Below are 12,233 nucleotides of genomic sequence, written 5' to 3'. Positions count from 1 at the left end.
AAAACATGAAAAAATCGAATTCCATTCTAAAAACACTGCCGTATATCGGAATGTTTTTAGGCGCGTTATTGGTGTTTGGCTGTTCAAGCGACAGTCCTGATACACCTGTAACTCCAGATCCGCCGGTAGTGGTTGATCCGCCAGTGATTACACCGGCTTTTCCGGGGCCAACTTATGCAGATAATTATACTTCAATTTCAAGTTGGGGAAGCAGATCGCAATGGAATTTGGCCAACGTACATGATCCATCGGTCGAAAAATCTGGAGACTATTATTATATGTACCAAACCGATGCTTCTTATGGAAATGCACACGAAGGAAACGGACATTTCTTTTACAGAAGATCAAAAGATTTAATCAATTGGGAATTCATGGGATCTTCAATGACTACAGCTCCGGCTTGGGTTAAGGATTCTTTGAATAATAAAAGAGCAAGAATGAATCCGGCCCTTCCTCCAATCACAAATCCGAGTTACGGATATTGGGCGCCTTGCGTTCGTAAAGTGGGCAACAAATTTAGAATGTATTATAGCATTGTTGTTACTAATCCAATTGTGGGAACAGACACCAATACTTCATGGTCAGAACGCGCTTTTATTGGTTTGGCCGAAACAGATGATTTGGCTTCAAATAATTGGGTTGATAAAGGAATGGTAGTTTGCTCTGAACCAGATGGTGTAAAAAGTTATGTTCGAAACGGAGGAAACGATTGGGATGCTTATTTTAAATTCAACGCCATCGATCCAAGTTTTATTCAGACTCCCGAAGGTGATCAATATTTAATTTATGGTTCTTGGCATTCTGGAATTGCAGCTTTAAAACTGGATCCGGCAACAGGAAAACCAGCTAAATTAAAAACCATCGACGATTACGGAACCCGAATTGCAGGCCGAGGAAACATCAGTACAAATCGTTGGCAAGCACTTGAAGGACCAGAAATCATCTATAATCCAGACACACAGTATTATTATTTGTTCTTGGCTTATGATGAATTATCAGTTGCGTATAACACGCGTGTGGCTCGTTCAAAAAATATTCTCGGACCTTATTTGACCATCAGCGGAAGCAGTATTACAAATGGTGCTGAATGTTATCCAATGGTAACACATCCGTACCAATTTAAAAATCATACGGGTTGGGTTGGGTTTGCACATTGTGCCGTTTTCCAAAATCCAGAGACAAAACAATGGTATTATGCATCTCAGGCACGTTTGCCAGAAGGTGTTCCTGGAATTGCAGTTTCAAATGCCGTAATGATGGGACATGTTCGTGCCATTCAGTGGACCGAAGATGGTTGGCCAGTTGTTGAAGCTGAGCGTTATGCAGGAGTTCCCGCAACGACTATAAGTGACGCAAATTTCATTGGAACTTGGGAACAGATTACAATGAATTACCAATACAAAACCATGCAAAAATCAGGAACAATTTATTTGACTGCCGATAAAAAAGTAAGCGGCGATGCAACAGGAACGTGGTCATACGACAGTACTAAAAAAGTATTAACGGTTAACGGAGTAAAATGCAACGTTTCTGATTCTTGGGATTGGGAATTAGCCACAAGAAAAGTAACCTTGAGTTATTCTGGATACACCGCAGCTGGATTGCCTGTTTGGGGTAAAAAGATTAATTAGAAAATTAGAAAATTAGAAAATTAGAAAATTAGAAAATTACAATTTTTTAAAATTCTAGAATAAAAATCTGCTCAATCTGCGAGAGAAAAAATAAGCCACGAATTGTACAAATTCCAACAAATTAAAATTCGAGAAAATTTGTGCATCCCGATAGCTATCGGGAGTGGCAAAAAAAAAATGATAATGAAGAACCTATTTACAAGCCTTTCTATTTTATTCTTATCGATAGCAGGAAATGCACAATCGGTAAAATTCAATAATCCAATTATTAAGGATCAATATACAGGTGATCCTGCGGCATTGGTTTATAAAGACAAAGTGTATTTATACGCCGGTCATGATGAAGCGCCAAATGATTTTAATTTTTATAAGATGAACGAATGGGTTGTCTATTCTTCGTCGGACATGAAAAAATGGGAATCGCATCCCGTACCTTTAAAAGTAACCGATTTTAAATGGGCAAAAAGTGATGCATGGGCTTCGCAAGTAATTGAAAGAAATGGGAAGTTTTATTGGTACGTAACGGTTGAACACGGAACAATTCATGGAAAATCTATTGGTGTTGCGGTTTCAGATAGCCCAATTGGACCTTTTAAAGATGCTTTAGGAAAAGCCTTGATTACAAATGATATGACCAAATATACCGATATAAGCTGGGATGATATTGATCCTACGGTTTATATCGATAATGACGGACAAGCTTATTTGTTTTGGGGAAATACAGCCTGCCATTATGCAAAATTAAAAGAAAATATGACGGAAATCGACGGAGAAATTCATCACATAAAATTGCCAAATTTTACAGAAGCGCCGTGGATTCACAAACATAAAGACTGGTATTATTTGTCATACGCTTACGAATTTCCAGAAAAAATTGCCTATGCGATGAGCAAATCAATTACTGGGCCATGGGAATTTAAAGGGATTTTGAATGAATTAGCCGGAAACAGCAACACAAATCATCAATCGATAATTGATTTTAAAGGGCAGTCGTATTTCATTTATCACAACGGAGCGTCAATTCCACACGGAGGAAGTTTTAGAAGATCAGTTTGTGTAGACAAATTATATTATAACAAAGACGGAACAATGAAACGTGTTGTAATGACATCTGAAGGAATTCAGTAGTTAGTGTTCAGTGTTCAGGTTTTTAGTATTCAGTCACAGTCGCAGTTTACAGTTTTAGCTTATATGATTTAAAAAAGTTTTCAGTCAACACAAAACTTAAATTTCCTTACATCACTTATATGGTGAAAAAATATTAATAAATATGGTTTACAAAAATATAAAACATACAATTTCTGGTTTTTTGATGCTGATTGCTTCAGTCTCTTTTGCACAGGAAATTGTAGTTCACGATCCGGTTGTTATCAAGCAAAAAGACACCTATTATTTGTATTGCACTGGAAACGGAATTAGTGTTTTCAGCTCAAAAGATTTAAAAAAATGGGACAAACAGCCTCAGGTTTTCAAAGAAAAACCAGTTTGGGCAGATGGCGTTGCAGCCGATTTCAAAAATCATATTTGGGCGCCGGATATTTCATTTCATAACAATGTTTATTACCTGTATTATTCGGTTTCGGCTTTCGCCAAAAATACTTCGGCGATTGGTGTTGCGACCAATACGACTTTAGATCCAAAGGATAAAAATTACAAATGGGTCGATCAGGGAATTGTTATTCAGTCACAGCCAAACCGTGATATGTGGAATGCCATTGATCCGAATTTAATCTTCGATGAAAACAATACGCCTTGGCTTTCATTCGGTTCTTTTTGGGAAGGATTAAAAATGGTAAAATTAAATCCCGATTTAAAGTCGATTGCTCAGCCTCAGGAATGGCATACAATTTCAAAACGTAAAAGAACTTTTGAATTAGCCGATTCTGATCCGGGTGATGGCGCGCTCGAAGCTCCATTTATCTTTAAGAAAAACGGTTATTATTATCAATTTCTTTCTTGGGATTTATGTTGCCGTGGAGAAAAAAGCACGTATAAAGTTGTCGTTGGAAGATCCAAAAATGCAACAGGACCTTATGTCGATAAAGATGGAAAATTATTAACCGAAGGCGGTGGAAGTATTGTAGTTCAAGGCGATGAAAATTACTTTGGCGTAGGCCATAACAGTGCTTATACGTTTGATGGCAAAGATTATATTTTCTATCATGCTTATGAAAAAAAATCAAACGGAACACCAAGATTAGTAGTCAAAGAAATGCAATGGGATGCTGATTTATGGCCCGTTTTAAAATAGAATAATCCAATACAATGAAAAAATTTACCTTTCCAATTACTACCATTTTCCTCTCGGTTTTGATTTTGGTTTCCTGTAAAGAAACCAAAAACAATTCTGTACAGCCGTCGGATAAAACTTCGGTATTAAAAGCAGGATATCAAATTGAACCAGTCAACATCCAAAATGTAAAATTGAACGATTCTTTTTGGTTGCCAATTATTAAGAGAGTGCAGGAAGTTACAATTGCTTACGCTATTCAAAAATGTAATGAAGAAGGTCGTTTTGAGAATTTCTTAATCGCAGGAAAACAAAAAACGGGAACAGTAAGAGGCGAAATGCCTTTTGATGATACCGATGTTTACAAAATAATTGAAGGCGCATCGAATACTTTAATTTCTGCTCCAAATCCGAAACTGGAAAGAGTTCTAGATTCGTTGATTGCCATTGTAAAAATTGGCCAAGAAGCTGATGGTTATTTGACAACTTGGAGAACAATCAATCCTGCAAAACCGCCAGCAACGTGGGTTCCTGTTATTGAAGGAAAACGTTGGGAATCATTACAAATTAGTCACGAATGTTATAATGCAGGACATTTAATTGAAGCTGCGGTGGTACATTATGAAGCAACTGGAAAAAGAAATTTCCTTGACATTGCGATCAAAAATGCCGATTTGTTTGTGAAAACTTTTGGCGACGGTCCAGGTCAGGTAAAAGGTGTTCCAGGACATCAGATTATTGAAACAGGTTTGATCAAATTGTATCAAATTACCGGAAAAGAAGATTATTTAAAATTGGCGAAATACTTTTTAGACAATCGCGGAAATCCGAACAATCATAAATTATACGGTGAATATGCACAGGATCATATTCCAGTAATTCAGCAAAACGAAGTGGTTGGTCATGCAGTTCGCGCGGTGTATATGTACGCTGGAATGACAGATATCGCTGCGATGACAAAAGACAAATCATATGAAAATGCCGTAAATAATTTATGGAATAATATGGTGAACAAAAAAATGTACATCACAGGCGGAATCGGTTCAAGACATGACGGCGAAGCTTTTGGAACTAATTATGAGCTTCCAAACTTAACAGCTTACAACGAAACTTGTGCCGCAATTGGCGATGTATATTGGAACCACAGATTACATAGTTTGTATGGTAAATCTCAATACTTTGATGTGATTGAAAGAACGATGTACAACGGATTAATTTCAGGAATTTCATTGACTGGAAAAGAGTTTTTCTATCCAAACGCGCTTGAAGCCGATGGCGTTTATAAATCAAACAGGGGTTCTTGCACACGTCAGGCTTGGTTCGACTGTTCTTGCTGTCCTACGAATTTGATTCGTTTTATTCCGTCAATTCCGGGATTGATTTATTCTAAAACAAATGATGTTTTATACGTAAATTTATATGCTTCAAGCAATTCAGCTTTCAAATTAGGAAAAACCGATTTACAGATTTCACAACAGACTTCTTATCCTTGGAATGGAAAAGTTGGAATCTCGGTTAACCCTAAAAAAGAAGGCCAATTTACGATCAAACTACGCGTTCCTGGCTGGGCAAGAAATGAAGTGCTGCCGGGGGATTTATACACCTATAAAAAAGCCTCAACTCAAAGAGCAACAATTACAATAAACGGAGAAGCGGTAGCAGTGCAGCAACAAGACGGCTATTTCACCATCAATAGAAATTGGAAAAAAGGAGACAAAATTGCGCTTAATTTCCCAATGGAAGTTCAGGAAGTTCAAACCAATTCTAAAGTTGAAACGAATAAAAATAAAGTTTCTCTAGAATACGGCCCAATCGTTTACGCAGTGGAAGAAATCGACAACAAAACCAATTTTGATAAAATAAATGTAGCTTCTGGAGATTCTTTCAAAGTAAAAAAAGAAGTGAATTTGTTGAATGGTGTGAACGTAATCGAAAACGAAAAATTCAAAGCAATTCCATACTATTCTTGGTCAAATCGAGGCGTAGGAAAAATGAAGGTTTGGTTGGATTATAAGAATTAAGAATATAGATAAAAGAGGCAAGAAGCAAGATTTAAAAAAGTTCCAGAGGAACGTTTCATATTGTAGGGCCGGATTTCAATCCGGTTTAACGTAAGGAAATAAAGATAAACAAAAATAAAACCCGTTTTATCCGCGTCATCAGCGTGCCATAAAACACATTTAAATAAATAAAAAATGAAGTCCAATTTAATTACAAAAATGACCCTTTGCGGTTTATTGCTGAGCGGCGTTTATGCATCGGCACAAAAAAATAATCTTCAAGTTGATGTTGCAAAAACAGTAACAAAAATTGAACCTACCATGTACGGAGTATTTTTTGAAGATATCAATTTTGCAGCCGATGGCGGTTTGTATGCCGAAATGATTAAAAACAGATCATTCGAATTTCAGTTTCCAATGATGGGATGGAATGAGCCAAACAGCGACCGTCATAAATTAAATACGCAATCAGGAATTGCAAATGTGATCCAGTATTCTCAAAAAGGGACAAATCATAATTACTGCAGAGTTACCATAAACGATGCAAATGGTTATGAGTTGATTAATGAAGGCTTTAGAGGAATGGGGCTTAAAAAAGATTTGAAATACAATTTGTCTTTGAAAGCATCCAAAATTTCTGGAAACATTTCAAAAATTAAATTCCAATTTATTGATAAAAACAACAAAGTTTTGGGCGAAACTTCAATTGTTCCAACTTCTAAGGATTGGTCAAATTATACGGCTCAATTAACATCTTCAGCAACGGAAGCAAAAGGAAAATTGAAAATTACTTTTGAAGGAAATGGAGTGATCGATTTAGATAATATTTCGCTTTTTCCTGAAGATACTTGGAAAGGAAGAAAAAATGGAATGCGTGCTGATTTAGTGCAATTATTATACGATTTGAAACCTGGATTTTTGCGTTTTCCTGGTGGCTGTATTGTTGAAGGAAGAACTTTAGCAGAGCGTTACCAATGGAAAAAATCAGTTGGAAATGTTGAAGACAGAGAAACAGCAGTTAACCGTTGGAACATGGAATTCAAACACAGACCAGCACCAGACTATTTCCAAAGCTTTGGTCTAGGATTTTTTGAATATTTCCAACTTGCTGAAGATATTGGAGCTTCTCCGCTTCCAATTTTGAGCTGTGGAATGGCATGTCAATTCAATACGGGAGAATTAGTTCCGATGGATCAAATCGATCCATACGTGCAGGATGCTTTGGACTTGATCGAATTTGCAAATGGAGATGTTACAACAGCTTGGGGTAAATTAAGATCAGATATGGGACATCCAAAACCATTCAATTTAAAACTTATCGGAGTTGGAAATGAGCAATGGGGGCCAGATTATATTGAGCGTTTTAAAGTATTCCAAAAAGCAATTAAAGCTAAATATCCAAACATTACGATTGTTTCTGGAACAGGCCCATTTCCTGACGGAGATTATTTCGATTACGGCATGAAAGAACTAAAAAGCCTAAATGCTGAAATCGTTGACGAGCATTATTACAAAGATCCAGCTTGGTTCCGCAAAAACGTGACGCGTTATGACAATTACGACCGTAAAGGACCAAAAATTTTCGCAGGAGAATATGCGGCACAAAGTGTTGCCATTGCAAGTCCGGAGAATAAAAACAACTGGGAATGTGCTTTCTCTGAGGCGGCTTTCATGACCGGAATGGAGCGTAATGCAGAGGTAGTTCATTTGACATCTTATGCACCTTTATTGGCACATGTTGACGGGTGGCAATGGACACCAGACATGATTTGGTTCAACAATTTGCAGTCATACGGAACGCCAAATTATTATGTACAAAAATTGTTTTCTAATAATAAAGGAACCGATTTAATCAACATTACAAAAGATGGAAAAGCAGTAATTGGTCAAAATGATTTGTTTGCTTCGGCAGTAAAAGATGTGAATACGAAAGAAGTAATCTTGAAAATTGTAAATACATCAAGTTCGACTCAAAACGTTTCTATCGACTTAAAAGGAGCAAAATTAGAGGCAAAAGGAAAGGCAGTTACATTAAAAGGTGATGGAATAAATGATGAGAATTCTTTTGAAGCCCCAACCAAAATTAGCCCAAAAGAAAGCGAATTTAAAGTAAGTGGAAACAAAGTTCAATATGATTTTCCTGCGTACTCAGTGACAGTTTTGAAAATTAAGATGAAATAATCGTAAGATAATAAGTGTAAATCACACGTTTGTTGATTTTTTGGATTCAAAATACTTGATTTTGATGCATTATTTGTAAAAATAAAGAAGCTTGTTTTTATTAAGTGTTTTTTATACACTTATAAATTAATTATATTTATATTTGTGAACAATAAAACAAATTTAGAATGAAAAATTACGTAATAGGATTGGACTACGGAACAGATTCTGTTCGAGCGGTGCTTATTGACACTGAAAATGGGCAAGAGCTGGCATCGAATGTTTCTCATTATAAAAGATGGAAAAACAAACAATATTGCGATGCATCGATCAATCAGTTTCGTCAGCATCCTTTAGATCATATTGAAGGTTTAGAAATTACAATTCAGAATGTTGTAAAAGAAAGTAATGTCGATCCGAAATTGGTTCGCGGCATCTGTATTGATACAACAGGATCTTCTCCAGTTCCAGTTACTGCAGACGGAACACCATTAGCATTAACAAAAGGTTTCGAAGAAAACCCAAATGCAATGATGGTTTTATGGAAAGATCATACTTCTATAAATGAAGCAAACGAAATCAACGAACTAGCAGTAAGCTGGGGCGGAGAAGACGTTACCAAATATGTTGGCGGAATTTATTCATCAGAATGGTTTTGGGCAAAAATCCTTCACATTGCAAGACAAGATGAAGCGGTTCGAAATGCAGCCCATACTTGGATGGAACACTGTGATTTAATGACGTATTTATTAATTGAAGATAAAGATTTAAAAACCTTCAAAAGAAGCCGTTGCGCAGCAGGTCACAAAGCAATGTGGCACACCGACTGGAACGGACTTCCTCCCGTTGAATTCTTAGAAAAATTACATCCGTATTTGGCGCAACTTCGCGGAAACTTATACGATGAAACGTATACATCTGATTTAGTTGCAGGAAATTTAAGCAAAGAATGGGCAGAGCGTTTAGGACTTTCGACAGATACGGTTGTAGCTGTTGGAACTTTCGACGCACATTCTGGAGCTGTTGGAGCAAAAATTGGAGAAAACACTTTAGTTCGTGTTATGGGAACTTCAACTTGTGATATTCTAGTTGGTTCGTATGATGAAGTCGGAACTAAAACTGTTAGAGGAATCTGCGGACAAGTTGATGGTTCAGTAATTCCAGGTTTTATTGGTCTTGAAGCAGGACAATCTGCTTTTGGCGATTTATTGGCTTGGTACAAAGAATTATTAATGTGGCCAACGGAACATTTGTTAGGTGCTTTATCACTTTTAAATGATGCTCAAAAAGAACAATTAAGAGAAGAATTCAGCGATAAATTAATTGTGGAATTGACCAAAGAAGCGGAGAAAATTCCGGTTTCAGAAAGTCTTCCAATTGCTTTAGACTGGATCAACGGACGTAGAACTCCAGATGCCAATCAGGAAGTAAAAAGTGCCATTTCAAACCTTTCTTTAGGAACAAAAGCGCCTCATATTTTTAAAGCTTTAGTAAACGCAATCTGTTTTGGAGCAAAGAAAATCGTAGATCGTTTTGAAGAAGAAGGAGTAAAAATCGACAGCGTTATCGGTATTGGTGGCGTTGCTCGCAAGTCTCCTTTTATCATGCAGACTTTGGCGAATGTTTTAAACAAGCCAATTAAAGTTGCGGCTTCAGATCAAACACCTGCTTTAGGAGCGGCAATTTACGCAGCAGTTGCAGCCGGAATTTATCCAAACGTAATCGAAGCGAGCCAAAAAATCGGAAGCGATTTTGACGGAGAATACTTCCCTCAATTAGATAAAGTAGCGGCTTATAACAAACTGCTTGTAGGATACGAACAATTAAGTGCTTTTGCAGATCCAACTATTAAAATTTCTCAAAATGAGTTCTCAGTATAAAGATTTAAAACAAGAATGTTACGAAGCCAACATGCAGTTGAATGCATTGAATTTGGTTGTCTATACTTTCGGAAATGTGAGTGCCGTGGACAGAAAAAACGGTGTTTTTGCCATTAAACCAAGCGGTGTTCCTTACGAAGATTTAAAACCAGAAGATATTGTAATTGTCGATTTTGACAATAATGTTATTGAAGGAACGATGCGTCCGTCATCTGACACGAAAACGCATGCTTATTTATATAAAAACTGGCCAAACATTGGAGGAGTGGCGCATACACACGCGACCTATTCTGTGGCTTGGGCGCAGTCACAACAAGATATTCCAATTTTTGGAACAACACATGCTGATCATTTGACAGCTGACATTCCGTGCGCGCCCCCGATGGCAGATGCTCTAATTGAAGGAAACTACGAACACAATACGGGAATTCAGATTCTAGATTGTTTCAAAGAAAAAAATCTTTCATACGAAGAAGTAGAAATGATTTTGATAGGAAACCACGGTCCATTTGCCTGGGGAAAAAACGCGGCAAAAGCGGTTTACAACAGTAAAGTTTTAGAAGTAGTTGCCGAAATGGCTTACCTGACTTTACAAATCAACCCAAATGCACCAAGATTAAAAGACTCATTAATTAAGAAACATTACAACCGCAAACACGGAAAAGATTCGTATTACGGACAATAATGATTTTAGATTTTAGAGTGTAGATTTTAGATTAAAGAAAATAGAATAAAGAACAAAGAGAAAAGATTTTCGTTAATCGTGAATTTTTAGATAAAGAAAAACGATTTGACGATTAAACAAATAAACGATTAAACAAAATGATAGATATATCTCAAAAAGAAGTATGGTTTGTAGTAGGAAGCCAGGAATTATACGGTGAAGAAACGCTTAGAAAAGTAGCAGAACATTCACAGATTATTGCAAAAGGATTAGACGCTTCGTCTTCAATTCCGGTAAAAGTAGTTTACAAAGATGTGGTAAAATCGCCTTCGCAGATTTTAGATGTTTGTTTGGCTGCGAATTCAGAGAAAAACTGTATCGGAATTATTGCTTGGATGCATACTTTCTCACCTGCAAAAATGTGGATTGGAGGATTAAATATCCTTAAAAAGCCGTTATGCCACTTGCATACACAATACAACGCTGAAATTCCATGGGGATCTATCGACATGGATTTCATGAACTTAAACCAATCGGCTCACGGAGATCGTGAATTTGGTTTCATCATGTCTAGATTACGTAAAAAACGCAAAGTGGTTGTAGGTCACTGGGAAGATCAAAGAGTTCAAAAACAATTAGGAATCTGGTCAAGAGTAGTCTTAGGATGGGACGAACTTCAAAACTTAAAAGTAGCTCGTATTGGAGACAATATGCGTGAAGTTGCGGTTACAGAAGGCGATAAAGTAGAAGCTCAAATTCGTTTTGGAGTTTCAGTAAACGGATACGATTCTTCAGACGTTACAAAACATATCGAGAAAGTAACAGACAAACAATTGGCTGATTTATTAGCAGTTTATGAGTCTTCTTACAACTTAACAGATTCTTTAAAAGAAGGTGGCGCACAAAGAAGCTCATTAGTAGAAGCGGCAAAAATTGAATTAGGTTTAAGAGCTTTCCTTGAAGAAGGAGGATTCGGCGCTTTTACAGATACATTTGAAAACCTTGGAGTTTGGAAACAATTGCCAGGAATCGCAACACAAAGATTAATGGCCGATGGTTATGGTTTTGGTGGAGAAGGAGACTGGAAAACCGCTGCAATGGTAAGAGCTTTAAAAGTGATGAATATTGGTTTGGAAGGCGGAACTTCGTTCATGGAAGATTACACGTACCACTTTACACCTCAAAAATCATATGTTTTAGGTTCTCACATGTTGGAAATTTGTCCATCTATTGCTGACGGAAAACCTTCTTGCGAAGTTCATCCACTAGGAATTGGAGGAAAAGAAGATCCAGCTCGTTTGGTATTCAATTCTCCTGCTGGTGACGCAATCAATGTTTCTTTGGTGGATATGGGAACTCGTTTCCGTTTAATCGTGAACGAAGTGGAAGCAGTAAAACCAATGGCAGAATTACCAAAACTTCCAGTTGCACGCGTTCTTTGGGATTGTAAACCAAATTTAGAGGTTGCAGCAACAGCTTGGATTTTAGCTGGAGGAGCACACCATACCGTTTACAGCCAATCGTTGACAACTGAATATATGGAAGATTTTGCTGATATCGCTGGAATTGAGTTATTAGTAATTGATGAGAAAACGACTGTAAGAGATTTCAAAGATAAAATCAACGCTAACGAAGCGTATTATCATTTGTTTCAACATGGACTATAAA

8 protein-coding genes are annotated in these 12,233 nt (G+C 37.0%); all 8 read left to right on the top strand.

Annotation, left to right across the window (positions count from 1 at the left end; genetic code table 11):
* Positions 1-5: 5 nt before the first annotated feature.
* The 8 genes from H600_RS0102040 (at position 6) to araA (ending at position 12,232) form a co-directional block, all read left to right on the top strand.
* A complete protein-coding gene (locus H600_RS0102040; RefSeq protein ID WP_026727216.1) occupies positions 6-1,631 on the top strand; it encodes an arabinan endo-1,5-alpha-L-arabinosidase in 1,626 nt (541 codons plus the stop codon).
* Between the two features lie 183 nt (positions 1,632-1,814).
* Complete coding sequence (locus H600_RS0102035) at positions 1,815-2,759, top strand: glycoside hydrolase family 43 protein (protein ID WP_026727215.1); 945 nt, start codon at positions 1,815-1,817, stop codon at positions 2,757-2,759.
* A 142-nt stretch (positions 2,760-2,901) separates the two neighbouring features.
* A complete protein-coding gene (locus H600_RS0102030; RefSeq protein ID WP_035108254.1) occupies positions 2,902-3,882 on the top strand; it encodes an arabinan endo-1,5-alpha-L-arabinosidase in 981 nt (326 codons plus the stop codon).
* Positions 3,883-3,896: 14 nt separating this feature from the next.
* Positions 3,897-5,882 carry a glycoside hydrolase family 127 protein gene (locus H600_RS0102025; protein WP_026727213.1) on the top strand — a complete coding sequence of 662 codons (1,986 nt, stop codon included), beginning with the start codon at positions 3,897-3,899 and terminating at the stop codon, positions 5,880-5,882.
* A 174-nt stretch (positions 5,883-6,056) separates the two neighbouring features.
* Positions 6,057-8,042 (top strand): alpha-L-arabinofuranosidase C-terminal domain-containing protein, encoded by a 1,986-nt coding sequence (locus tag H600_RS0102020; RefSeq protein WP_026727212.1) that lies wholly within the window; start codon positions 6,057-6,059, stop codon positions 8,040-8,042.
* Between the two features lie 167 nt (positions 8,043-8,209).
* The gene (locus tag H600_RS0102015; protein WP_026727211.1) at positions 8,210-9,901 is read left to right on the top strand and encodes a ribulokinase; all 1,692 of its coding nucleotides are present in this window, start codon (positions 8,210-8,212) and stop codon (positions 9,899-9,901) included.
* Positions 9,885-10,586, top strand: a complete 702-nt coding sequence (locus H600_RS0102010; protein WP_026727210.1) for an L-ribulose-5-phosphate 4-epimerase — start codon at positions 9,885-9,887, stop codon at positions 10,584-10,586. Before H600_RS0102015 ends, H600_RS0102010 begins: the two co-directional genes overlap by 17 nt.
* Positions 10,587-10,723: 137 nt before the next feature.
* Positions 10,724-12,232, top strand: a complete 1,509-nt coding sequence (araA, locus tag H600_RS0102005; RefSeq protein WP_026727209.1) for an L-arabinose isomerase — start codon at positions 10,724-10,726, stop codon at positions 12,230-12,232.
* Position 12,233: the final 1 nt, after the last annotated feature.

Origin of the sequence: Flavobacterium denitrificans DSM 15936, from assembly GCF_000425445.1 — a bacterium.
Taxonomy (GTDB): domain Bacteria; phylum Bacteroidota; class Bacteroidia; order Flavobacteriales; family Flavobacteriaceae; genus Flavobacterium; species Flavobacterium denitrificans.
The sequence above is the reverse complement of the archived record's forward strand: the minus strand, read 5'-3'. Positions and strand labels throughout refer to the sequence as shown.

Excerpts from the sequence above, each read along its gene's own strand:
- H600_RS0102015 (WP_026727211.1), top strand. The coding sequence starts at position 8,210 with ATGAAAAATTACGTAATAGGATTGGACTACGGAACAGATTCTGTTCGA.
- H600_RS0102020 (WP_026727212.1), top strand. The coding sequence starts at position 6,057 with ATGAAGTCCAATTTAATTACAAAAATGACCCTTTGCGGTTTATTGCTG.
- H600_RS0102035 (WP_026727215.1), top strand. The coding sequence starts at position 1,815 with ATGAAGAACCTATTTACAAGCCTTTCTATTTTATTCTTATCGATAGCA.
- H600_RS0102030 (WP_035108254.1), top strand. The coding sequence starts at position 2,902 with ATGGTTTACAAAAATATAAAACATACAATTTCTGGTTTTTTGATGCTG.
- araA (WP_026727209.1), top strand. The coding sequence starts at position 10,724 with ATGATAGATATATCTCAAAAAGAAGTATGGTTTGTAGTAGGAAGCCAG.
- H600_RS0102040 (WP_026727216.1), top strand. The coding sequence starts at position 6 with ATGAAAAAATCGAATTCCATTCTAAAAACACTGCCGTATATCGGAATG.
- H600_RS0102010 (WP_026727210.1), top strand. The coding sequence starts at position 9,885 with ATGAGTTCTCAGTATAAAGATTTAAAACAAGAATGTTACGAAGCCAAC.
- H600_RS0102025 (WP_026727213.1), top strand. The coding sequence starts at position 3,897 with ATGAAAAAATTTACCTTTCCAATTACTACCATTTTCCTCTCGGTTTTG.